At 42.2% G+C, this 25,012-nt stretch carries 20 protein-coding genes; 13 read left to right on the top strand and 7 right to left on the bottom strand.

The window, feature by feature from the left end:
- Positions 1-29: 29 nt before the first annotated feature.
- A complete protein-coding gene (locus D6V41_RS14030) occupies positions 30-1,598 on the bottom strand; it encodes a methyl-accepting chemotaxis protein (RefSeq protein ID WP_136252154.1) in 1,569 nt (522 codons plus the stop codon).
- Between the two features lie 263 nt (positions 1,599-1,861).
- On the opposite strand from D6V41_RS14030, the gene D6V41_RS14025 reads away from it, so the two are divergent.
- The 4 genes from D6V41_RS14025 to adk all read left to right on the top strand — a co-directional run bounded on the left by D6V41_RS14025 (position 1,862) and on the right by adk (position 7,884).
- The gene (locus tag D6V41_RS14025) at positions 1,862-4,336 is read left to right on the top strand and encodes an EAL domain-containing protein (RefSeq protein WP_136252153.1); all 2,475 of its coding nucleotides are present in this window, start codon (positions 1,862-1,864) and stop codon (positions 4,334-4,336) included.
- An 80-nt stretch (positions 4,337-4,416) separates the two neighbouring features.
- Entirely contained in the window at positions 4,417-5,016 is a 600-nt protein-coding gene (recR, locus tag D6V41_RS14020; RefSeq protein ID WP_136252152.1) for a recombination mediator RecR, read from the top strand.
- A 125-nt stretch (positions 5,017-5,141) separates the two neighbouring features.
- Entirely contained in the window at positions 5,142-7,064 is a 1,923-nt protein-coding gene (htpG, locus tag D6V41_RS14015; RefSeq protein ID WP_136252151.1) for a molecular chaperone HtpG, read from the top strand.
- 172 nt (positions 7,065-7,236) lie between these two features.
- Positions 7,237-7,884, top strand: coding sequence for an adenylate kinase (gene adk, locus D6V41_RS14010; protein WP_136252150.1), 648 nt, complete (start codon positions 7,237-7,239; stop codon positions 7,882-7,884).
- A gap of 5 nt (positions 7,885-7,889) precedes the next feature.
- Here adk and D6V41_RS14005 read toward each other — a convergent pair whose 3' ends face one another.
- From D6V41_RS14005 to D6V41_RS13995, 3 genes are all read right to left on the bottom strand, one after another.
- Positions 7,890-9,509 carry a GMC family oxidoreductase gene (locus D6V41_RS14005; RefSeq protein ID WP_136252149.1) on the bottom strand — a complete coding sequence of 540 codons (1,620 nt, stop codon included), beginning with the start codon at positions 9,507-9,509 and terminating at the stop codon, positions 7,890-7,892.
- 102 nt (positions 9,510-9,611) lie between these two features.
- Positions 9,612-9,869, bottom strand: coding sequence for a DUF6482 family protein (locus D6V41_RS14000; RefSeq protein WP_136252148.1), 258 nt, complete (start codon positions 9,867-9,869; stop codon positions 9,612-9,614).
- 216 nt (positions 9,870-10,085) lie between these two features.
- Positions 10,086-10,583: a DUF2244 domain-containing protein gene (locus tag D6V41_RS13995; RefSeq protein ID WP_136252147.1), complete on the bottom strand. Its 498-nt coding sequence runs from the start codon at positions 10,581-10,583 to the stop codon at positions 10,086-10,088.
- A gap of 69 nt (positions 10,584-10,652) precedes the next feature.
- On the opposite strand from D6V41_RS13995, the gene D6V41_RS13990 reads away from it, so the two are divergent.
- Both D6V41_RS13990 and D6V41_RS13985 read left to right on the top strand, forming a co-directional pair.
- Positions 10,653-10,871, top strand: coding sequence for a hypothetical protein (locus D6V41_RS13990; RefSeq protein ID WP_136252146.1), 219 nt, complete (start codon positions 10,653-10,655; stop codon positions 10,869-10,871).
- Between the two features lie 198 nt (positions 10,872-11,069).
- A complete protein-coding gene (locus D6V41_RS13985; RefSeq protein ID WP_136252145.1) occupies positions 11,070-12,407 on the top strand; it encodes an alpha-amylase family glycosyl hydrolase in 1,338 nt (445 codons plus the stop codon).
- Between the two features lie 11 nt (positions 12,408-12,418).
- On the opposite strand, the gene D6V41_RS13980 is transcribed toward D6V41_RS13985, so the two are convergent.
- Both D6V41_RS13980 and D6V41_RS13975 read right to left on the bottom strand, forming a co-directional pair.
- A complete protein-coding gene (locus tag D6V41_RS13980) occupies positions 12,419-13,393 on the bottom strand; it encodes an aldose epimerase family protein (RefSeq protein ID WP_136252144.1) in 975 nt (324 codons plus the stop codon).
- 33 nt (positions 13,394-13,426) lie between these two features.
- A complete protein-coding gene (locus tag D6V41_RS13975) occupies positions 13,427-13,918 on the bottom strand; it encodes a helix-turn-helix transcriptional regulator (protein WP_136252143.1) in 492 nt (163 codons plus the stop codon).
- Positions 13,919-14,088: 170 nt separating this feature from the next.
- Between D6V41_RS13975 and D6V41_RS13970 the strand changes: the two genes are divergently transcribed.
- From D6V41_RS13970 to D6V41_RS13955, 4 genes are read left to right on the top strand one after another with little or no spacing between them, the layout of a single operon-like run.
- Positions 14,089-15,261, top strand: a complete 1,173-nt coding sequence (locus D6V41_RS13970) for a TolC family protein (RefSeq protein ID WP_168711047.1) — start codon at positions 14,089-14,091, stop codon at positions 15,259-15,261.
- Positions 15,258-16,283, top strand: a complete 1,026-nt coding sequence (locus D6V41_RS13965; RefSeq protein ID WP_136252141.1) for an efflux RND transporter periplasmic adaptor subunit — start codon at positions 15,258-15,260, stop codon at positions 16,281-16,283. The genes D6V41_RS13970 and D6V41_RS13965 overlap by 4 nt, the downstream gene beginning before the upstream one ends.
- Before the next feature lies 1 nt (position 16,284).
- Entirely contained in the window at positions 16,285-19,350 is a 3,066-nt protein-coding gene (locus D6V41_RS13960; protein WP_136252140.1) for an efflux RND transporter permease subunit, read from the top strand.
- A complete protein-coding gene (locus D6V41_RS13955) occupies positions 19,340-19,651 on the top strand; it encodes a DUF3240 family protein (protein WP_136252139.1) in 312 nt (103 codons plus the stop codon). The genes D6V41_RS13960 and D6V41_RS13955 overlap by 11 nt, the downstream gene beginning before the upstream one ends.
- Positions 19,652-19,657: 6 nt before the next feature.
- Here the strand turns inward: D6V41_RS13955 and D6V41_RS13950 are convergent, their stop codons facing one another.
- Positions 19,658-20,062 (bottom strand): hypothetical protein, encoded by a 405-nt coding sequence (locus D6V41_RS13950; protein ID WP_136252138.1) that lies wholly within the window; start codon positions 20,060-20,062, stop codon positions 19,658-19,660.
- Between the two features lie 198 nt (positions 20,063-20,260).
- On the opposite strand from D6V41_RS13950, the gene D6V41_RS13945 reads away from it, so the two are divergent.
- From D6V41_RS13945 to D6V41_RS13935, 3 genes are all read left to right on the top strand, one after another.
- Positions 20,261-22,819 carry an efflux RND transporter permease subunit gene (locus D6V41_RS13945; RefSeq protein ID WP_136252137.1) on the top strand — a complete coding sequence of 853 codons (2,559 nt, stop codon included), beginning with the start codon at positions 20,261-20,263 and terminating at the stop codon, positions 22,817-22,819.
- An 11-nt stretch (positions 22,820-22,830) separates the two neighbouring features.
- Positions 22,831-23,628 carry an outer membrane lipoprotein-sorting protein gene (locus D6V41_RS13940; protein WP_136252136.1) on the top strand — a complete coding sequence of 266 codons (798 nt, stop codon included), beginning with the start codon at positions 22,831-22,833 and terminating at the stop codon, positions 23,626-23,628.
- Positions 23,629-23,712: 84 nt separating this feature from the next.
- A complete protein-coding gene (locus D6V41_RS13935) occupies positions 23,713-24,987 on the top strand; it encodes a DUF1302 family protein (protein ID WP_241664549.1) in 1,275 nt (424 codons plus the stop codon).
- Positions 24,988-25,012 lie beyond the last annotated feature (25 nt).

Genomic DNA, 25,012 nt, shown 5'->3' with positions numbered 1-25,012 from the left:
CATCGATGCCCTTTTTCCATTCTTTACGTTTATATTTGAAAACGCCGCACAAGTGAGTTTAGCTCACCTACGGTGGCGCTTAGCTTATTTGTGGTCTCAAGCGACTGATTGGCGTTGTTGCGAGTGTCGGTGGCAGAGTTTGCAATATTCGCGATTTGTTGATCGATATGTTCTGACACAGTGCTTTGCTCTTCTACCGCGCCAGCCATATCAACGGTCATGCTATGAATGGCGTCCATGGCTTGTGAAATGATCATTAGGTCATTTTGAGTTCTTTGAACAATGGAAATTCCTTCATTTGCCGTTTTAACGCCACCCTGAGACGCGCTAACTGCTTTTGTTGAGCGCTCAGTCAATTCGCTGATGATTTGATGGATCTCTTCTGTTAATTCACGCGTTCTATTTGCCAGTGAGCGGACTTCATCGGCTACAACTGCGAATCCTCGGCCTTGTTCACCTGCTCGCGCGGCTTCAATAGCCGCATTTAAGGCTAAGAGGTTGGTTTGTTCAGCGATGTCAGAAATGGTGCTGGTAACGTTGCCAATTTGGCTTGTTGAATTGGCAAGCGCCTCAACCGTTTTGGCGATTAGCTCAACCGACTCTTTTAAGGACTGAATCGCAGCGGTAGCCAAATCGGCGTTGTGTAAACTGTTGCTTACCGTTTCACTGGATTCATTGGTTTTGTTAGCGCTTGTTTCAATGCTCATCGCCACTTGCGAAATAGCTTGCGACATTTGACTGATTGCTTCAGCAATTTGTTGGGTGGCTTTTTCTTGTTGCGTAACTGCTTGATTCGTACTGGCAACAGAGGATTGCCCTTCTTTTGCAATGACTGATAGCGTTGAAAGAGAATCGCCAATTCGTGTAAGTGCCGTACGGCTTCTGGCTTGCTCACAATTTAGTGCCAGTTTTACTCGCGCTTTTAAGCCTGTATCCCTAAAGTAAGTATGTGCTACTGTTTGATTGGAATATGAATGAGGACAGTTGTCGAGAATGTCCTGCATGTCCTTGTTCCGAAACCATAGAGACATTACACCAGCAAAAATGATGAATGCAAAACTCAGGAATGAGGCAAGTGTATCATTAGTCGCGAATTTGATTGCCGCAAGGGCCGCCAGTCCAATAAGAAAGTAAGGAATGAGCTGGCCAGCAAAGTGTGTAGTTAGTTCGCTTGCAGACCGCGCAGGCTTATTCGCTTTAACCCGCGAATAGGCATTTTCAGCAAGGTTTTTCTCTTCTTCGCTTGCGTTGATTCGAACTGATTCGAAACCCACAATTTTGTTGTTTTCGAAAATTGGGGTGACAAAGGCTGATACCCAGTAGTAATCGCCATTTTTTCGTCTATTTTTAACTAAACCCATCCAGACTTGACCTTGTTTTAAGGTGTCCCACATTTCTTTGAATATGGCCTTTGGCATATCTGGATGTCTTACAATATTATGGTTTTTGCCAATTAACTCGTCGCGCGTAAACCCGCTCACTTCAACAAAATCATCATTGCAATGAGTAATAACGCCTCTCGCATCGGTTGATGATATCAAACGTTGAGCCTTGGAAAATTTATATTCGGTATTTGTCACACTTGCATTTCTTTTCATAGTATTCGCAATGATGTTTAGTTTGAGATGCCCCAATGCTGATATATCGGAAATAGCGCAGCAAAAGTTAAATCGAAAAAACAGGAAATAAAGGCAAGTAAATACTTAAACACATCACAAAAACCATAGAGCATTCTAAAATAATTCTTTGTAATTTTGCTGCGCCTTAAGATAAACTGCGTAATTATACTAAAGTATAGTTATAAATCTTTAGTAAGTATCGACCATAGCAACATGTTGAGGTTGACGAAAAAGGAATAGCAATGCACCAAAAGCCAGCTCCTGATATGGAGCTAAAGATACTAATCGTAGAAGATGTGCCTAGCACCATCAAACTTGTGTCTGAAACGATTCACAGTCTGGGCCAAGTCTTTGTTGCAAAAGACGGTGAACTTGCCTTATCTATCGTTCAAAGAGAAATTCCTGACTTAATACTACTGGACATACAAATGCCAAATATGAACGGTATTGAGGTATGCAAAGAAATCAAAAAGCATCCGGATTACGCACATATTTGCATTATCTTCGTTACTGCAGATAGCCACCCTGAAACTGAAATTGCGGCGCTTGATATGGGCGGTATAGATTTTATAACCAAACCTATTCATCCGGGTATTTTACGCACTCGTGTACAGACCCAACTTACCGCCATTAAGCGCACGAGACAGCTTGTTCATGCCACTAGCGAACTGGCGCGCTTGATGTCTACCTTGCCGGTATTTGTTTCTTACTGGAGCAATGAGCTTGTCAATATTTATAGTAATGATTCTGAAGGCTTATGGTTTGGACTGAATGCTAATGAATTAAAAGACCTATTTTTATCAACCCTGTTTAGTCATGATGAATACGCACAAATCTTGCCCAACATACAATCCGTTTTAAAAGGTCGAAACAGTATTGCGGAACTTGCCTTTGAGCCGAACAAAGGGCGCAGGCAGTATGCGCAGCTTTCTTTTATAGCAGAAAAACCTTTCTCCGGCGTAGACGGGTTCATTATCGTCATTACCGATATCACCGACAGAAAGTCAGAAGAAATTCGATTAAAAGAAGACAAAGATCGTTTTGATGTTACTTTGCAATCAATTGGCGACGGTGTAATTGCCACCGACCTTACTGGTAAAGTGACCTTTATCAATCCGATTGCAGAGAATCTGCTAGGCTGCGTAGCAAAAGATTCTGTGGGCTTGCCTATTGAAAATGTCATGAATATTAAAGACGCCTACACCGGCGATACCCTTACTAATCCAATCCGTCTTGCTTTGCGCGAACGAACCGTTGTACAAATGCCTTTAGATACTCAACTTATCAAGGCTGATGGTGATATTTTGGATATTGAGGATTCAGCTGCGCCTATTACTAATAACGAAGGGGATGTCATTGGCGCCATTATAGTCTTTCACGATGTGACAGAAGCAAAAGTAGCGTCAGCCAAAATGGTTCGTCTTGCAACCTTGGATAACTTAACTGCTTTACCCAATAGACTGTTGCTACTCGACAGGACGCAACAGGAAATAAATAAGTGCCAGCGTGATAAAAGCAAATGCTGTTTACTCATGATTGATTTAGATGGATTTGAAAGCATCAACAACAAGCATGGCTACCTGGCAGGTGATAATTTGCTGATAGAGATTGGCAATAAACTTCAACGCTTTGTTAGCGAGGGCGATACCGTATGCCGCCCAGGCGGAGATGAATTTGTTATTTTACTTACAGATATTTTTGATGGGGCTTACGTAAAGGAATACTGCAAGTCACTTTTAAGCTTTTTTACTGAGAACTGGGTTTTAGACGAGAAAACCTTCAATTTGACAGCAAGTATTGGCGTGGCAATTTATCCTTTGGATGGTGAAGATGCGCCGAGTCTTTATCGACGTGCTGATACCGCGATGCGAGAATGCAAACGCAAAGGAAGAAATAGCTATCGGTTTTATTCCAAGTTTTTGGAAGAGGAACTTCAAAAAGAATTTCAGAATGAGGTTGCGCTTAGAGATGCCATTGAAAATGATGAGATAGAGGTTTACTACCAACCTAAAGTGTGTGGCAATACTGGGAAATATGTTGGCGCAGAGGCGCTTGTCAGATGGAATCGCCCCAATGAAGACGGCAGTAGTACACTCGTTTTTCCAGATCACTTTATTCCGCTGGCAGAAAAAACCAAGCTCATTATTCCAATGGGAGATAAGGTCTTAGACGCAGCCTGCGCACAACTGGCTAAATGGCAGAAGATTGCGCCGAAAATGTCTGTTTCAGTCAATATTTCTGCCATTCAATTTACTCCCTCACTGGCAAAATCAGTTGAAAGTTGTCTTAGTCGTTACGACATAGAAGCTCAATATTTGGAATTGGAAATTACTGAATCGGTCCTTATCAATGATGAAGCCGCGATTGACACGGTTTCTCAGTTAAAAGCTTTGGGTATTAAACTTTGTTTGGATGATTTTGGTAAAGGCTTCTCTAGCTTGTCTTATATCAGGGCTTTTCCCCTGGATGTGCTCAAAATTGATCAAAGCTTTGTATTCAAAATGCTAGATGATGATACCGATTTAGGTATTTGCGAGACAATTATCAGTCTTGCTAAAAAACTAAACTTATCTGTTGTTGCAGAGGGAGTTGAGACCCAGGCTCACGCTGAGCGCTTACTAGAAATGAATTGTTCGTATTTTCAAGGATATCTGTACAGCAAGCCTGTGCAAGCGTCCATCATCACTCAGACTTTGAGCGCTCAATATCACATTTAAATGAAATTTCCCTTTGCGTGTCGTCTATCTTGTGGATGAATGATATTCTAGGGATGTTTTCAATTTAATTGGTTTGCTATATGTCATTCAGTCCGCTCATCAGCGAGCTCATCTCAGCTTTAAAGTGTCTTCCAGGCGTCGGCGCAAAAAGCGCTCAGCGTATGGCCTTTACCTTACTGGAGCGCAACAGAGACGGCGCACTAAAGCTCAGTGAAGCCTTGCATGATGCTATGGAGCACGTGAAAAATTGTGAGCAGTGCCGAACCTTTACGGAAAGCAGTGTATGCGGCATCTGCAGCAATCCGAGTCGTGCTGAGACGGCACAAATATGTATCGTTGAGTCGCCTCAGGATATCCTGGCAATAGAACAGACCTCACAATACAAAGGAAAATACTTTGTATTGATGGGCCATTTATCGCCAATAGACGGCATTGGACCAAACGAAATAGGTTTGGACATCCTCAAAAAACGGCTCGCCGAAGAATCTATTGAAGAGGTTATTTTAGCTACCAATCCTACCGTTGAAGGGGAAGCGACTGCGCACTACATTGGTCAGATGTGTAAAGCCCAAGATATTCAGGCGACTCGAATTGCTCACGGCGTTCCGGTTGGCGGTGAGCTAGAGTACATCGACGGAAATACACTAACGCATGCGTTCTCGGGCCGTAGACAATTCTGATTTCTGGCAGTTTATTCACTCATTTCACTTTAAATACATTTTATGAGTTGAAAACACTGCCATACGCCCCTACATCTAACTCGTCTAGTTAATCATACAACCAATTCTAGAGGAGAACCTTGGCAATGGCTGAGACTGTCCAACACGAGACGCATGGTTTTCAAACTGAAGTAAAGCAACTTCTTCAGTTAATGATCCACTCACTTTATTCCAATAAAGAAATATTTCTTCGCGAACTTGTATCGAATGCTGCCGATGCAGCAGATAAACTCCGCTTTAAAGCGCTTTCCAATAATGAGCTATACGAGGGAGATGGCGACCTTCACGTTAAAGTAAGCGTAGATAAAGACGCTGGCACACTTACCATTGAAGATAACGGCATTGGTATGACCAAAGAAGAGGTCATCGCTAACCTTGGCACCATCGCAAAATCTGGTACGAAGGACTTTTTCAGTCAATTATCAGGTGATCAAGCGAAAGACTCACAACTCATAGGTCAATTTGGGGTAGGTTTTTATTCCGCTTTCATCGTTGCAGACAAGGTTACTGTAGACACTCGCGCCGCAGGCGTTGATAAATCTGAGGGTGTACAATGGGTATCGCAAGGCGAGGGCGAGTTTGCTGTTGGTGATATCGAAAAAGAAAGCCGCGGGACAAAAATTACACTGCACTTGAAAGAAGACGAAAAAGAATTTTTGGACTCTTGGCGTTTACGCTCGATAATTACAAAGTATTCAGATCACATAAGTATTCCTGTTCAGCTTTTTAAAGATGAAGTGCCAGAAAGAGAAGGGCCTGATGGTGAAAAAATTCCGGCAGAGCCTGGCAAGTGGGAGTCGATAAACAAAGCAACTGCTCTATGGACACGTGATAAGTCAGACATTTCTGACGATGAATACAAAGAGTTTTACAAGCACGTTTCGCACGACTTTGCCGACCCGCTTGCGTGGTCTCACAACAAGGTTGAAGGTAAAACCGAATATACATCATTGCTATATATCCCCAGTAAAGCACCTTTTGACTTGTGGAATCGTGACCAGCAAAACGGTTTGAAGCTTTATGTTCAGCGCGTCTTTATCATGGACGACGCCGAACAGTTTATGCCGACGTACTTGCGATTTGTGAAAGGCTTACTTGACTCAAACGATTTACCGTTGAACGTATCGCGAGAACTGCTACAAGACAATAAGATCACACAATCCATTCGTCAGGGCTGCACTAAACGCGTATTGGGCATGCTTGAGCGAATGGCAAAGAATGATCCTGAAAAGTATGCAAGTTTTTACGGCGAGTTTGGAAACGTATTAAAAGAAGGTCCAGCAGAAGATTTCAGTAATAAAGACAAGATTGCCGGTTTACTGCGATTTGCGTCTACACATAATGAGAACAACGACCAAAATGTGTCGCTTGCTGATTATATTTCGCGCATGAAAGAAGGGCAGGAAAAAATTTATTACGTCACAGCAGACTCTTATCAGGCTGCACGAACCAGCCCTCACTTGGAAATATTCCGCAAAAAAGGCATCGAAGTCTTGCTTTTAGGCGAACGCATAGATGAATGGCTGATGTCTCATCTTACTGAGTTTGAGGAAAAGTCTTTTCAGTCTGTTGCCAGCTCTAAAGTGGATTTGAGCGAACTGGACGATGAAGAAACCAAGAAAGCGCATGAAGATGCCGAGAAAGCCGTTGAGGGTGTATTGGAGCGAGTCAAATCTGCATTAGGCGATAAAGTTGAAGAGGTGAAATTTACGCATCGCTTGACGGATTCGCCGGCCTGTATCGTCGCTACCGAAAATGGGATGACAACGCAAATGGCTAAACTGATGCAGGCTGCCGGTCAGGAAGTTCCGGAGCCGACCTATCACTTTGAACTTAACCCTGAACACCAGTTGATCAAGTTAATCGCTGATGTGCAGGATGAGGCAATGTTCAAGCAATGGACCAACGTCCTTTATGATCAAGCAAAATTGAGTGAGCAAGGTAGCCTGAAAGAGCCAGCTACTTTCGTCAATAATCTTAATAGCCTGTTATCGAGTTTAGTTAAATAAGTTACAAAAACTGAGCCGTTTTGCGGAAAGCCAAGTTTGTTTATGCAATCTTGGCTTTTTTTATTGGCATTAGGCTAAAGTCTGACCAATCTTGCGCATTTTGACTTGTGATGCGAATACCTACGATGTACAGTTTGACCGGACTTAGATTTTAGAACGTGGAGGACGCTCAATGCGCATTATTCTTCTTGGTGCTCCGGGAGCAGGGAAGGGAACACAAGCCCAATTTTTAATGAATAAATTTGGGATCCCGCAAATTTCAACCGGTGATATGTTGCGTAGCGCAATCAAAGCCGGTACCGAAATGGGACTTGCTGCAAAAAAGGTGATGGATGCGGGGCAACTCGTTTCAGATGACATTATCATTGGCTTGGTAAAAGAGCGTATTGCACAAGAAGACTGTGCTAACGGATTTTTATTAGATGGATTTCCTCGCACTATTCCACAAGCGGATGCGATGAAAGAAGCAAATATCAATGTTGATTACTGTATCGAATTTGACGTCCCAGATGATGTAATTGTGGACCGCATGGGTGGACGCCGTGTGCATCCTGCTTCAGGTCGGGTTTATCATGTTGAATATAATCCGCCTAAAGAAGAAGGCAAGGACGATGTTACCGGTGAGGCGCTCATTATCCGTGATGATGACAAAGAAGAAACGGTGCGAAGTCGTTTGGCCGTTTATCACGAGCAGACTAAACCACTGGTTGATTATTATGCCAGTGCCGCGGCAGCAGGTGATTGTGAATACTTTAAAATCGACGGTACCAAAGCGGTAGATAAAGTCAGTCAGGAGCTTGAAACACTCTTGACGCGCTAAGCCGTTTATTTTTGTCTTTTATTAAAAATATCCGCTGCTTTTTCCGCAATCATAATCGTAGGTGCATTGGTGTTACCGCCAATCAATTTGGGCATCACTGATGCATCTGCAATGCTTATATTTTCAATTCCCTTTAATGTTAAATCTGGATTGACTACCGCCGTGTGGTCATCTTTCGCGCCCATTTTGCAGGTGCCTGCCGGATGATAAACGGTTTCAGCATTTTCCCTTAAGTACTCTTCAATTTCTTCGTCAGTCTGGACGATGTCCCCAGGAATAAATTCCCAGCTTTGTCGCGCAAGGGGCTGGGTTCTCGCTACCTGTCTTGCCCATTTAAAGCCGGCTATAAGCGGCTGCAAGTCTTCTTCTTGATGAAGATAATTTGCATGAATGCTGGGCTGTAAAATACCCTGGTTATCACGCTTTAGTCTGATTTGGCCCCGGCTTTTTGGGTATAAATTACAAAAATGAATCGTAAATCCGTGCCCCCAAGGTTTGCTTCTGCCGTGGTCAACGAGCAATGCAGGCAAAAAATGGACTTGGATATCGGGTAAACGCTTATCACTGGATGACTTTATAAATGCTCCGCCTTCAGCAATATTTGAAGTCAACATACCACTTCGATTACGCCAGTATTGATAGGGAGCAAGAGCATTTTTTAATATCGCTTTGGCAGACAGGCCGTAGGAATCGCTTCGACTCTGTCGATAAAGTATGGTGGCATCTAGATGGTCTTGTAAATTTTTACCAACACCATCAAGATTGAGCGTATGTTCTATGCCAACTTCGTCAAGCACATCTTTAGGGCCTACGCCTGAGTTCAAAAGCAAATTAGGGGAGTGAATGGCGCCTGCACACAAATATACATGTTTTGAGGCCATAATGTGTTTGCGCTTGCCTTTATGGTCAACTACAACACCCTCAGCGCGTTTATTTTTAGTATTTGTATTCTCAAAGATGATGGCCTTGGCATTAGCCTGAGTCAGGATTGTCAAGTTCTCTCTTGCTTTTACCGATTTAGACAGAAATCCTTTTGCAGTGCTGCAGCGCGAACCATTTTGATGGGTCACTTGATAGATCCCAACTCCCTCTTGGCTAATTCCATTAAAATCCGGATTTTCTGGCGTGCCGATACGAGTCGCCGCACTGATAAACTCGCGAGTGAGCGGATTAATGTGCTTTAAATCACTCACATCCTGAGGGCCGCCGCTACCATGGAGTTTTGAGATACCACGCGTGTTATTTTCGCTTTTTCTAAAATAGGGCAGAACATCTTTAAAGCCCCAACCTTTAGCGCCTAAGGCTTCCCATTCGTTGTAATTGTCTGCATCTCCGCGAATGTAACACATGGCATTGATTGAACTGCTACCACCAAGTGTCTTACCTCGGGGCCAATACAGTTTACGATTATTAAGCTGTGACTCTTTTGCCGTTTCAAGATGCCAGTTAATCGATTTAAGCTCGCTCATGAGCGCAAGACCAAAGGGGATGTGGATAGCAGGATGGTTGTCAGCAGGACCTGCTTCTAATAAGCAAACAGAAATATCAGGATTTTCACTTATGCGACTAGCCAACACACAACCGGCACTTCCTGCACCCACTATGACTACATCAAAACTGCTCATTGATACACTTCCAACTGACTAAAACCCTGCGCTAATAATAAACCATCATCGTATCTGCTAGCTATGATTTAATAAACAGGCGCCTATTTTATTTAGTGCTTTTTAACTGGACTCGCCCCATTCCAGCTCAATCATCAGTTTATCATCGCTTGTGTCAGAGCCGCACATTTCATCGTAGGGTGTGTTTTGTCGCAACCAAACCTTATCGAATTCTCGACCGGATAACTGAGAACGAATTTCTGCGATGGAATGAAACTGCATTCCGCCCCTAAATTCATCTTTAATATACTCTTCTGCTTTATCTTCTCCAACGCCGGCTATGTAAGTACCGCCTTCTATGGATTCGATGAATAAATTCATGCGTGTCATCCTTATGTCGTTTGCTCAATAATGTCGTCTAGCGTAATTAAAGCAAGGTTGGGTGTTTTTAAAACGAGCGTTTTGACGCGTGCCCGAATTAACAATTTCAACGCTCTTGTTTATAAAAGGATCAAAACCTGCGTTTGTTAGCTGTTTCTGTCTGAACGCCAGGATTGACAGCGACGCGATCAGATTGCTCAGCGCACCGTTACTCTCTTATGTCTGCCACCATTTATTGCGACAAACCAGTAAGCCAGCGTCTTCAAGCGTTGCCTTCAACGTTTCTCTGTCATCCAGATTCAGAAAAGTGCCAATTTCGAGTTTTTTATTGGAATTTGAGATAGAGATGCGCGGTAAATGCCAGCCCTCGTCGGATTCCCAGTAATAAACGTAGAGGTTGTCTCTGGAGAATTGATGGCGCTGTTCAGCTCGCTTTGTTCCCCATTCTACGACGATATCATCTTTGCTAATATTGATGACTTGCTTGGTGTAAGTAAATTTAGACACTTTATACATTAAAAGTGCAAATAAGCCGACTTCAAGTCCGGCGAAAGGCAAAACAACCCATGCGCCAACAAAACTCCAGGCGATTGCTATAATCATAACCACTGCCACCATCACGCCTATTACCCACTTGGTTTGCTGCCATGTAGCCGAGCGGTTCGGAGACAACACAATCACGGTTTTATCTGGTTCTTTTTTTGTGACTACCATCCATTTGAACCTTCTGTATAATCGCTCAGCCAAACATATGCCTGATATCAATAGTAAATAGGATACGTAATGAATCTGTCAGTGGTTTATGGATTTGACGATGCGCAACGCGCTAATCGATTTTTAAATGACGTAAACGTTAATCCAGAGCTAGATTTAGCTAAAGCAAAATTGTTCGATAGAGATAAGGTGCGTATTGAATATAAAATTGAATCGGGTACTTATGACTATACGCTCTCGAAACTGGATGATCTTGCGCGATATTACGGTGGAACGGAAGTGGAGTAGTGTTCGCGCTCGCTATAGTGAGAAGACATAATAAAAACCGAGCAACATATCGTTTTTGCTCTGAGATACCAGCAAAGCGATCACTTAAGTTTATCTTAATCTTCTATGACATTTGAGTTTCGTTCACAGCTTTGATAAAAGATTTAACGCTGTAATTTTATTAAACGCACAAATCATCAATTTTATAAGGAGTCTTCTTTGCGATTTCCGGTTTCACCCTATGTCAAAATAAGCAGTCCTTCCTGGTCAAGAAACGCCACCATTTATCAGGTAAATACCCGTCAATTTAGCAAAGCTGGTAACTTTGATGGTGTCATCGAAGGCCTTGGTCGAATCAAAGCACTCGGCAGTGATATTGTGTGGCTGATGCCGGTTCATGAGATTGGGAAAAAGCATCGCAAAGGAAGTTTGGGCAGTCCCTATGCCGTTAAAGACTACTATTCGGTAAATGAGGAGTTTGGAACGCCTGAGGATTTTAAACGCCTGGTAAAGGCGGCTCATGACCTTGATTTAAAGGTGATCCTTGACTGGGTGCCCAACCATACCGCTTGGGACAATCCATTAGTCCATGAAAAGCCACATTGGTATGCAAAGGACTACAAAGGTGACTTCAGACCTTCACCGTGGTGGGACTGGGACGACATTATCGAACTTGATTACAATAACGAAGCATTACGCGAATACATGATTGACGCGCTTTGCCATTGGATAAAAGAGTACGATCTGGATGGCTTTAGATGTGATGTTGCCGGCTATGTGCCAAATGATTTTTGGCGTCAGGCGCGCAAGGCACTAGATGCCATCAAACCGGTATTTATGCTAGCAGAGTGGGAAGACAGAGATATGCATGAGCATGGCTTTGATATGACTTATGCATGGAGTTGGAATGAGATTTTGTTTGGTATTGCACAAGGGGTTTTACCGCTTGATAAACTGCGCAAATATTATTCCTGGAATGAACGAGCCTGGCCTAAAGAAGCTTATCGTATGACTTTTGTAAGTAACCATGATGAAAATGCCTGGGAAGGCACGCCGGACGAAAAGTTCGGCCCGATGCTAAATGCTGCGATTGTGCTATCGGTTATTGGTGAAGGTATGCCGCTTATTCATAACGGACAGGAAGCAGGTGAAAGCAAACGTTTGAAATTCTTTGAGCGCGACCCTATTGATTGGCAACCTCACTTTATGTATGACTTTTATCAGTCTTTACTAAAGCTGCGTAAGGCGCATACTGCATTGCATAACGGCGCATTTGGCGCGCGCATGCATCAAGTGCCAAATGATGCTATGTCTGAAGTGTTTAGTTTTGTTAGAGAAGATGCTCAGAGTAAGTGGTTTTGCGTGTTCAACTTTTCTGACAAGGCTGTAAGCGTTCGCTTTAAAGAAGAATATTATGTGGATGCTTATGATGCTGTTTTGTGCGCAAGCACGCATCAGTACAAGGAATCAATTACGCATATTGAAAAGGGACAGTCGCTTGAACTTCCTGCTTATGCATATCGGGTATTTGTAAAACATTGCGATGAGGAAGAATAGAGAGTAACTCATCACATATGCGAAAAACGATAGCAAAGCCACTTTTTATAGGGGTCATCAGGTTTTGCAAAATCGCCCTTAAAGTGCGCGTGATTAACCGCATCGATAAGTCCCTGTGCTTCAAGCGCTATAGCGCGATGGGGATGCTCAAGAAAATTGCCCGTATATACCTGCATGGCTTCCTGGTCAGTAAAAATATCTAAGGCGATGCCCTTATTGCGAGATACTAAGCGCGCTGATGAAAGCGCAGTTGCTTTGCTAGCATGCAAGCCTTGACTTTTTGTATCCAATATATAGCAATGATCAAGCGGTCGGTTTGGCAAAAATGAGTGGATAGGGCGCAGCTGATTAAGATTTACCAATTCATCCACTTGCATAAAGCGTCCAGTGGGTATTCCACGCTTATCAACATCTAAATATTTATGTGCTTTTACTTGCAGTTCCAGTGCATTAATGTCTTTTTCACCCAAGTGAAAATAGCTGTGATTGCACATATTTATCGGTGTTGCCTTGTCACTTTCAGCGCTAAACGACAGTATTAATCGATTGTCGTCATAAAGCGTGAAATCAACACTCGCCCTTATATTTCCAGGAAAGCCCTGATCGCCATCCTTTGAAAAATATGACATGCGAAGCCAGTCAGCCTTATAGGTTTTGCGATGCCAGTCAACAAACCAAGTTTGCTGCGAGAAGCCGCCCGCACCGCCGTGAAGTATATTTTTCCCTTCGTTGGCCTCAAGGTGATATTGCTGGCCCTCCAATACAAATGATGCCTTGCCAATTCGATTAGCTACACGGCCGCACGTGGCGCCCTTAAAGGCTTGATCATTCAGTAGTGATGAGCTGCTTTGATCGGCAAATGTCGTCTCAATTAGCTGACCGTTTGCATTGGGCACGCGAATAGACACAATACGCGCGCCATAATTACACAGCGTGACGCTCATACTATGCTTGTTCGACAGGGTATAAAAACGACAGCGATTCATAATAAGTCCTTTCGGAAACCGGATGAAGTGTGTTTAATTGAGAAAATCTTCTAAAAACCAAGCAGCAAATTCGTGACGTCCCTCCAAGTTGCTTTTTGCATATATACTTGATGCTTGTTGCCTAACGGTGGCTTCTTTTGTATTCCGCACTATTGATACTTCTTTCAAACTTAAGCCTTTAAGGAGTAATAAAGCAACTTGTTGTTCCCCACTTGTTAATTGCCACTCGTCAAACTGAGCCTTAATTACTCCAGCGAAACGCTTCCTTTCACTCTCAATTTTTCCGTTAAGCGTATTTATTTGTTTTTTCGCATCATCTAGATCTGATTTGAGCCTCTTGTAACCTATAGTACGTTTATGCATGTGGCGAACAAGAAGAATGACGCCAATACCCGAGAGGAAAACCAAGGACGCCTCTTGAGCGATATGCCAAAGCGGCATATTTAAACTCAAATCAACCAGAACGTCTGCTCCATTCAAAAGCATAATCGTTATTAATATAGCTGCGATTATTTTGTCTTTCATATGCACTCTCTGCTAATTAAATCAATAACTTAAATGCTCATATACAACACATGTATCACGCAATGTATCACATATGTCTATAGTCTAAGGTATTAAATAAGCGCATTATCTTACATTAAAATAATCACTCACTTACAGAGAATTTAATGATTTTTCAATATGTTAAAAAAATGAAAATACTCTTTGTGAGTGTTGCTTGTCTATATTTAAGCGCTGCCAACGCTTCAGTAAGTTTCCACGATGCATTAGAGTCGGCGCTAGAAAAACATAAAAATCTCGATGTTCAAAGTATTGACGAGGCATTTACGAGGTCGAAGTCCCCTTCCTGGATTGATGCTAACCCATCTGTATCTCTTCTTCATTGGGAAAAGCAAGATGAACGAGGCGCATCAGAAACTGAGCTAATGCTTAATCTCCCCATTAAGTCTTCTTTGCGTAAAAAATTCGAAGCGGACGTGCTTAAAAACACCTCTCTCATGCAAAATATCACATTAAAACAACGCAAATTACTTTTGTCTGAATATATTCGGAACCTGACATGGCGGTTCAAACGAAATGCTATTCAGGAGAGGGTCAATAATCAAAAAATTACAAAACTTAATGACATTGTAAGCGCTTTTACTGATTTGTTTGAGAGAAATGCTCTTCCTAAACAAACGCTAATGTTACTAAAGCTAGAGTTGCATTCAAGTAGGCTCACCCAACTCGAGTTGGAACACAACTCTCTAAGTACAGTACGAGCCTATCAAAAGCTAACCGGCTTAAATGAATTTCCTGATGATTTGCAGGAAAGCTTTAAACTCGAAGCAATTAATTTAAATCAACACCCTTCAATCCAGATGCTGCGTGCAAGTTGGCGCGCATATGAAATAGCCGTTTTCTCACAACAAAATAGTGCTGAGCCCTGGCAAGTTCAGCTTGGTGCGCGACATATCGATGATCCTGATTTTTCAGAGACGCAAGTAGGTATTGGAATTGAAATTCCCATTGGTGTTGGCAATAACTTAAGCCTTATTCAATCAAATGAGTGGCGCAGTGAAAAGTTAGATTATGAAACAACGCTTTATCAAATGTATACACAAATTGAATCTGATTTCGCCGCCGCTGTAGCTCAACTCAACTTCCTCAAGAATAAACAGGAAGTATTAGACGATAATTTAAAGAACATCACCGATTTCGAATTTGTAATTGAGGAGCTGTTGCAATCGAATGCGCCTAATCGCGAGAACAATATTCGTCACCTGATTACGCTAATTGAGGCTAAACAAGAAATTCAACTTAACCGGCTTGCAATCCGCGAACAAATTTCCAACATTCATCAAATTGCAGGCATTCCTTTATGAATAAATACATCTTCATCTACTTACTCATACACATGTTCATACCTAAAACGGGTTTGGCACAAGAGCTTGTGGTAAAAATAAGTGACTTAAAAAATTTAGAGCAAACGACTCATAAAGTTAAAGGGATTTCTTTCTACGAAGGAAGACCCTTATCAGGCCGAGTGTCTGAAATGCCAGGACAGTCCTATTCAGTTGTTTCTCCAATCGAAATCCATCAAGCGCAATACTTAATTAATTCAGGTATTCAGGTAGAAAAAGGTACACCTTTCGCGGTTATAAAAGGGCCTGAAGTTCATCATTACATTGAACAATTTCAACAGGCAAAATTGATTTATGAGCAGTCAAAATCACTCTACGAAAACCAGCAGGCGTTGTTTAAAAAGGGCTTATTAAATCAGGATATCTGGCTTCAAACCGTGCAACTGTATTCAAAAAGCAAACTGGATTATGAAGAATATCAGCATTTTTTTGACAACATCGAACCATCCTCTATCAATGCTGACTCATTAATTATCTTGGCACCCATTGATGGATATCTGCTCTATCAGCATCAGGAAAGGACAATGGCAGGTGATTTGCTAACGAAAATTATTCCACATGATGCGCTACGGATATCGGCTAGCTTTGCTCTCAATAATAGAGTAACGCCTACTGCTTTACGCTTTGAAACATGTGAGATAGCTATTGCTACAAATTTTAATACTGATAGCAGGTTTTTTTCAACACTTTGGACGGAGCCACTTCCCGATCACTGCGTTGCACATTATGGACAGCAATTGAATGTGCAGCCAATATACAATCAACCGCTATTTAGTATTCCTAAAAATGCGGTATTTGACATGGACGGGCAATATTACGTGTTAGTTAAATCAGAAGAATTTTACGAAGCTGTAGAAGTTGAACTTTTATCATCTTCGTCTACCCATTATACGGTTTCCACTACTCGTAATCTCGGTGACTTTGAAATACTGACATCTTCGGTAAGCGCCGTTCAGGGGATCATGATGGGTATTGGTGACTGATATGCTAGAGAGACTCATTAATTTTTCTTTAACTCAGCGAACATTTTTACTCATTATGTCTGTTTTTATTTTAATTGCTGGAGCTTACTCATGGATGACGCTACCTATTGATGCGTTTCCGGATATTTCGCCAACGCAAGTCAAAATTATTTTAAAAGCACCGGGAATGACGCCCGAAGAAATTGAAGCACAAATAACACTGGCGGTGGAGACCGAACTATTAGGCATTCCGAATCAGGAAATTCTGCGTTCAATGACCAAGTACGCGATCACCGATATAACACTTGATTTTACAGAAGGAACAGATATTTACTGGGCCAGACAGCAAGTAGCCGAGCGACTGGCTAATGTATTGCCTTCACTCCCCGATAGCGTTGAGGGCGGTATTGCCCCGATGAGCACGCCTTTAAGTGAAATGTTCATGTTTAGTTTAGAAAGTGACGAATTATCACTTACAGAGCGTCGTCAAATATTGGAGTGGGAAATTCGACCTTTGCTCAGGAGTATAGATGGGGTCGCAGACGTAAATATCTTGGGTGGATTCGCTAAAACTTTTCAGATAAGTCCAAATCCTGTAGCGCTCTCAGCAATCGGTTTAAGTTTTAGTGATCTGATAGTGAAGGTGAAAAGCTCAAATGCAAATGGCACGATTGGTCGTGCGGATATCGGGAATGACACTTTAATTGTAAGAGCAGAAGGGAGATTTAACTCCATTGATGACTTAAAAGAAATGGTGGTGAGCAATGAGGTAGGTACGCTTCGATTAAGAGATGTTGCTAAAGTAAGTGAAGGGCATTTAACCCGATACGGAGCAGTTACTCGCAATGGGAACGAGACCGCTCAAGCGATTGTCATTGCACTTAAAAACGCAAATACTGCGAATGTAATAGAACAAGTTCGACAAAAGTTAGCCAGTATTGAAAAAACGCTTCCAGAACATGCACACATTAATGTTTTTTATGATCGAAAAGTTCTCATTGACAAAACAGTGGGTACGATAAAAGAAGCGCTTTTCCTGGCGGTCATTCTCGTCATAATTATTCTGACGGTATTTCTTGGCGATTTGCGCGCAGCCATTACTGTATCGATGATCCTTCCATTTTCAGCCGCCTCTACTTTTTTACTTATGGAGCAATTTGATATTACAGCAAATTTGATGAGTTTAGGCGGCTTGGTCATAGCAATCGGGATGTTAGTCGATGCATCTGTTGTTGTGGTAGAAAATGCAGTAACAATGACCCAGAGAAATACCAGTTTACCTAAACTACATCTGATTTATCGCGCGTGTAAGGACGTTGCAGTACCCGTGGTTTCAGGTACTGTGATCGTCATTATTGTTTTTTCACCCTTGTTGACATTATCAGGACTGGAAGGAAAGCTCTTTGCTCCAGTGGCAATCACAATTGTATTCGCCATGATTTCGTCTTTGATACTTTCCTTAACTCTGATACCAGCACTTTGCTCATTGCTGCTCAAACAGGAGATGAAAAACGAACCAAGCAGTATGAGATGGTTGAAAGCGAAGTATGAAAAGATGTTAATGCATGTTTTCGTGCACTCAAAAAGTCTCATGGCACTGGCTTTATGCATTCTCACATTAAGCCTTTTGTTGTTTGCGTTTTTAGGCAAGACGTTTATGCCATCTCTTGATGAGGGCGATATTATTGTTCAGTTAGAAAAGTCTCCCAGTATTTCACTCGAATCTTCAACCAAGCTTGACATTCAGATACAAGAAGCGCTATTGGCAAAAATACCTGAAATCAGGCAAATAGTGGCACGCGTCGGCTCCGACGAAATAGGGCTCGATCCGATGAGTTTGAACGAAACTGATATATTTATGGAGTTAAAAGAAGAATCTGAATGGGAGTACGAAAATAAAGCGTCATTAATTGCTGCTATACGCTCCATAGTAGCATCTTATCCGGGATTGAATTTTGGATTTACCCAGCCCATTCAAATGCGTGTGTCAGAAATGTTGACGGGAAATACCAGTGCAGTATCGATTAAGGTATTTGGTAACGATATTCAAGTGCTGGCAGAGTTAGCCTCGAAAATTAAAAGGGTTGTCGAAGATGTTAAAGGTAGCCAGGATGTCAATACCTCTATTATTGAGGGAGGACGATTTCTGACAATTCGTTTACATCCAGAGATGGCGAGTCAGATAGGTATGAATACCTCAGATCTTTCCGCATATTTGCGCGCTTACCTTGACAGCGTGCAAGTCTCTACTTTCATAGAAGGTAAAGTCAAAACGCCAATTGTTTTATCTCGCGCCAAGAATATATCCTGGAAGCCTGCCAGTATTAACGACGTTAATCAAATGCCGATCTTATTACCAGATGGACAATTGCTTCCCTTACATACCATTGCAGACATCAGCATCAAGCAAGGACCTATTCAAATCGAGAGAGAGAACAGTAATCGATTTTCTGTTGTCACAAGCAACGTTGCTGAACGCGATGTAGTGAGTTTTGTCGAAGATTTACAAGAAGCAATAGACAAGGAAATTGACCTTCCACTTGGCTATTTGATCAGTTTTGGCGGGGAGTATGAAAGTCAGCAGCGGGCAACTGAGAACCTGTTGATGGTTGTTCCGATATCACTCTTGCTCATAACAATTATTTTATTTTCCACTTTCGGCTCTTTATTAAAAGCTGTCTTAGTTTTATGTAATATTCCTTTTGCCGTAATGGGCGGGGTTATTGCTTTATTTTTCAGTGGAGAATTTCTCTCTGTTCCGGCATCTGTTGGATTCATAGCCTTATTGGGAATAGCGGTTTTAAACGGAGTCGTTATGATTGCCCATTTCGAGCAAAGTCATATGCACACCAGGCAATTGCGAGACAGAATAATAGACGGCGCTAAGCAGAGACTGCGGCCGGTACTGATGACTGCCTTAACTGCGATGTTTGGCCTTGCGCCGCTGGCCTTTGCTACTGGACCAGGGGCGGAAGTCCAAAAACCATTAGCAATTGTTGTGATAGGGGGCCTGTTTACTTCTACATTCACCACTCTATTTTTACTCCCTATATTTTATTCTTGGCTGGAGCAAAAAAATGCAGACTGACAAACACGACGTATTCTTGGTTATGATTGTTCCAAAGGTCTATAAAGACGATTTAGTAGATGTTTTATTATCTTTAGAGATGGTCGGCGGTTTTCATCTTTTTCCGATACAGGGATTTAGTCATGAACATGCGTATTATAACTTACAAGAGCAAGTTACAGGCTATCAAACCTTCTATCGCTTTGAGCTTGCTCATAGCAAAATAAACAGTGATATTTTAGTATCGAGACTAAAAGAACAGATCGCCGGAAAAAGCATCCGTTTTTGGTTGCTTCCCCTATTAGGGGGAGGGCATTTTTAAAAGTTGTCAGGTGACAGAATCAATCAGTGTCAGTTCGATTGATGTGTGATGAACCGCCTGCTCTAAAATAAAATAGAACCGTGCCTGGCTGCATACGTGTCTGGTATGTACTCCTCGGTGATTTAAGTTTCTGTGAAGTGGAACAACAATGGTTTTGAGTGCCTGTTTGTTTTGGTCAACAAAACGAACTTGGATCTGAAAATTTTCCAGATTGATTCTGTCAAACACATGCAGATATCCAGACCACTTTAATTTACTCGGGTCAGACCTTAGGTTAGATTTGCTTTTATCAATCTGATACTCATTTGCTTTGTCAATCGTGTACAGGTGAGGATAACTCGAACAAGCAGAAAAAAGCACGCTTAGTATGAGAATGACTATTAGCTTGTTTGACGAAATAATATAAAGCATATTTACTCTCCAAATTACAATGTTCAACTATGCTCATTGTGCCCCGTCAATGCATCTCACTTATCTCACACACTTATCGAACATGTGTATATAAAATCACCTAATTACGTTCATCCGAATGCTCCCCCTTTATTTAAATAAAGATTGGCATTCTTCTTGTTTGTCTAATGATAGTGTTAACAAAATATTATGAATTAGATGGCTAAAATTGCTCAAAAATTAGTGCATTTTTGCACGCAAAAACCCAAGTTAATTTATGGATTGGTTCTGGTTCTTGCCCTTATTTTTACGGCGCAAATCCCACGCATTCAAATTGACACCGATCCAGAAAATATGCTTGATGCAGAGCATCCTGCAAGACTTTTCCATAATGAAGTTAAAAAAGCGTTTTCAATGTACGATGCTATTGTGGTTGGCGTAGTTGATGGTCAGAATGAAGAGGATGAAGAGCTGCAAAAAGGTGTCTTCACGGCTAAGTCATTGACTGACATATATGACATAACAGAGTCAATTTTGGCAATAGAAGGTGTGGTCTCAGCTGATGTAATGTCAATTTCTACAGTCGATAATATTTCTCAAAGCGCACCTGGGACAATCAGTTTTGAATGGATGATGAACTCGCCTCCTACTACCGATGCGCAAGCCCAAGATATTCGGAATAAGCTTGCTCGCTTGCCGCTTCTGCAAGAAACATTGGCTTCTCAAAACGGGAAGGCCGCCGCAATTTATGTTCCGATTTACGACAAAAATGAGAGTTATAATATTGCTGAGCAAATTCGTGCAGAAATAGCGGGCTTAGACGGCAGTGCTCAATGGTATATCACTGGACTTCCTGTTGCTGAAGATCAGTTTGGTGTTGAGATGTTTATTCAGATGGGGATCTCGGCCCCGCTTGCCGGCCTCACCATCTTTATTCTACTGTTTCTGTTTTTTAGAAATATTCCTTTGATCGTAGCGCCAATGATTGTGGCTATGGCTACGGTGATGATAACGATGGGCGCGCTAATCGGTGCCGGATTTACCGTACACATCATGTCATCCATGATTGCAATCTTTTTAATGCCGATTGCGGTTGTCGATTCGGTGCATATTCTTTCGGAATTCAGTGATCGCTATAAACCGGGAGAGAACTTACAATCCGTTATAGAAGAAGTGGTGGGGCATTTGTTCACGCCAATGCTCTATACATCAATCACCTCATCGGTAGGATTTTACTCCCTGATGCTAACGCCTATTCCACCCGTGCAAATTTTTGGCGCCTTTGTGGGAAGCGGGATCATACTCGCATTTTTAATCACCATTACCTTTATGCCTGCCTACTTGTCTCGCATGAATCAAGCAAATTTGGAAAAACTGCAGCAAGTGATGCATTCAGAAAACGGCGGCAGTAAAATAGCGGTCTTTGCTAAAGGCTTGGGGCGCTTTGCGCTAAATAACAGAATACTTCTGCTTGCAAGCTTTTCAGCGATTTTTGCGGTGTCGGTATGGGGAATTAATCAAATACAAATAAACGATAATCCGGTAAGGTGGTTTAAACAAGACCACGAAATTCGTGTCGCCGACACTGTGCTAAACAACAATTTTGCGGGCACTTACGACGCATACATCGTTTTGTCTAATCAAAACAAATTCCCGCAAACATCGCTTCTTTTAGAAGAAGCGCCCGAAAGCTTGAATACATGGTCTGCTTCTTTTATTGAAGAAAACCAGTCGCTTTCTTTAAATGAACAGTACCAAAATCTGATCATAGCGATTGAAGACAAACTTTTTGATGACATCAACGCATCTGAAGAAGCGTATCTATATAAGCTTTTAGAAACCGTTGAATCGCAACTTAGCGCATCTAAAGTATTTCAATCTCCTGAGTTATTAGCTTATATATCAAAGCTGCAAACGCATCTCAATTCGTCTGGACTAGTCGGAAAGTCTAACTCTCTGGCAGATGTTACGAAAGTGGTGAATCGGGAGCTGCGTTCCGGTCAGCAGGAAGACTATCAAATTCCTGATTCACCCCAAGGTGTGGCGCAAACATTGATGCAGTATCAATCGTCACATCGTCCAGATGACCTATGGCACTTTGTTACCCCTGATTATCAAAAAACTTTGATATGGCTTCAACTCACGTCTGGCGACAATCAAGATATGACCAAGGTAATCGAAAGCGTCAATTCCTTTACCCAAAGCAATCCCTTGCCTGAGAATCTTGAGTTAGGTTGGGCAGGTAAAGCGTACCTGAACGTAGTGTGGCAGGATAATATGGTCGCTGGCATGCTAGACAGCCTGATAAGTGCTTTTGTCATCGTCTTTATTATGATGATTGTTTTGTTTCGGTCATTTGTGTTTGGCATTTTGGCAATGCTTCCGCTTACGCTCACTATCACTTTTATTTATGGATTGATTGGCATTATCGGAAAAGACTACGACATGCCTATTGCCGTGTTATCCGCTCTTACCTTAGGTTTGTCTGTTGATTTTGCGATCCACTTTTTAGAGCGTGCAAGAGAAACCTATCAAAAGACAAAGGATATTAAGCAAACGTTTGACATTATGTTTGATGAGCCTGCAACGGCAATCACTCGAAATGCTTTAGTCATTGCACTTGGTTTTACCCCGTTGTTGTTCGCTCCGCTTGTGCCCTACATAACCGTAGGTGTGTTTTTGGCGAGTATCATGGCGATTTCAGCGCTGGTAACTCTACTCATCTTGCCATCGGTCATGACCTTGGCAAAACGACTCGTTTTTGGCAAATCGGCTTAAGGAGCTTATATATGTTAAAACTATTTCCCCGTGTAACGCTTGGATTATGCTGTTTGGGCCTGATAAGCGCAGCCCATGCTGAAATTGATGTGAATGATTTGGTGAAAGAATCGGAAAAAGTAGCCTATTACAGCGGCGACGATGGACGCTCAGATGCACGAATGATGATAGTAGACAGCCAAGGACGTAAACAAATGCGTCAATTCACTATCTTGCGAAAAGATGTGACAGATAATGGCGATCAACAAATGATGGTCTTTTTTTCCCGACCTTCTGATGTAAAAGACACAGTATTTCGCGTTGAAAAGCATGCTAGTCTTGACCAAGATGATGATCGGTGGTTGTACTTGCCTGCGCTGGATCTTGTCAAGCGCATTTCGGCTGGAGACAAGCGCACCTCGTTTGTCGGTTCACACTTTTTCTATGAGGACGTATCTGGCCGAGCAATTACTGAAGACAGTTTTGTCTTGGAGCAAGAAACCGATACTCAGTATATTCTTAAAGCGACGCCTAAAAAGCCCGACTCCGTGGAGTTTGATTATTATCGAGTCTCCATCGATAAAACGAGTAAACTGCCTGTGTTGATTGACTTTTTCAAAGGTGAAAATGACAACTACCGACGGGTAGAGGCTGTTCAAATAGAGGAAATTCAAGGCTTCCCCACGGTGGTTCGCTCAAAGGTAAGTGATTTGACTAGCGGTGCATATACCTTGATGGAGTTTCGCAATATCAGTTATGACATTGGGTTAGATAGTGATGTTTTCAGTGAACGAAGCTTGCGAAATCCTCCTCGTCAATGGCTTGATTAGACTACTGATATGAAAAAGCGATTAAATGCACAGGCATACCAATCTAAGCTGAAGATATCTTGTCGCTCAAGGGTTGGTGTAGTTTTGAGCTTGACGCTGTTTATACTTTCGATGCCCATATTTGCGCAAGATGATGAATGGGATATGGGCGATTGGGAGGAAGAAACGACGCAAGATTATCGCATCAGCGGCTTTTTTGAAGTCGCCGCTGGGTTGCGAATTTCCGATGATCCACTGATCAGCAAAGACATGAGTTTAGGCGAGCTACGAGCACAATTCCAATTTGACTATGACCTTAGTGCGTCGCGCTTGTCTTTGAATGCCGATGCTTACTATGATGGCGTGTTGGATCAGACTAAAATTCAGGTAAGAGAAGCAGCGTGGCAAGGCTCTTTAGCAAATATAATTCCTTTCGGTGAGCATTTTGATCTCAAAATTGGTCAACAGGTTCTTACTTGGGGTACTGGTGACTATGTTTTTCTGAATGATTTATTTCCGAAAGATTTTCAATCATTTTTTGCCGGTCGCGACGATGAATATTTGAAAGCACCTTCATTATCAGCAAAGCTTTCTGGCTTTTTTGACCTGGTGAATATTGATGTTGTGATAACACCTGAATTTACGCCTGACAACTATATAAATGGCGACTATTTTTCATTTTTCTCACCCGTTGCCGGGCAGCAGGTTGCTCCCGGCTTTGATGTGGCCGGTGAGCGTCTTCCCGATTCTCCAGAGTATGCTTTACGCCTGTTCAAAAGCGTTCAAGGTACTGAATATGCGCTATATGCTTACGACGGCTATCACAAAACACCCAATAGCCTGAGCGAGACGTTTTTGCCAAGCTTTTCAAAACTCAGAGTTTATGGAGCCAGTCTGAGAACTACGCTAGGCAAAGGATTAGTTAATGCTGAATATGCCTATTATGACTCCAGAGAAGACAAAAACGGGAATGACCCACTGATTCCCAATAGTCAAAGTCGATGGTTAATAGGCTATGAGCAGGAACTGGTAAAAAATCTGACAGGCAGTTTGCAGTGGTATCTTGAGCGTACTGAAGACTATTCTTCGCTTATTGATAATTCGCTGGCGCCCGAGTATGAAGTGGCGAGAAGTCGTGTTTGGCTTACTCAGCGATTAAGTTATCGCGCCATGCAACAAACCTTAACGCTTAATGCTTTTAATTTCTATTCAAGCTCAGATGGCGATGGCTACCTGAAATTGAATGCCGACTATAGTCCAGTAGATGAGTGGCGTTTATCAGCAGGCCTTAACTTTTTTTACGGCGATGAGCCCTGGACTTTTTTCAACCAGTTTGAAGATGCGAGCAATATGTATCTTCGATTTAGATATTTTTACTAAGATAACACGATATAACAACGGAGAA

This window comes from Ningiella ruwaisensis, assembly GCF_004798935.1.
Taxonomy (GTDB): Bacteria; Pseudomonadota; Gammaproteobacteria; order Enterobacterales; family Alteromonadaceae; genus Glaciecola; species Glaciecola ruwaisensis.
Note: the sequence above shows the minus strand (reverse complement) of the source record. Positions and strands in the feature narration are given on the sequence as shown.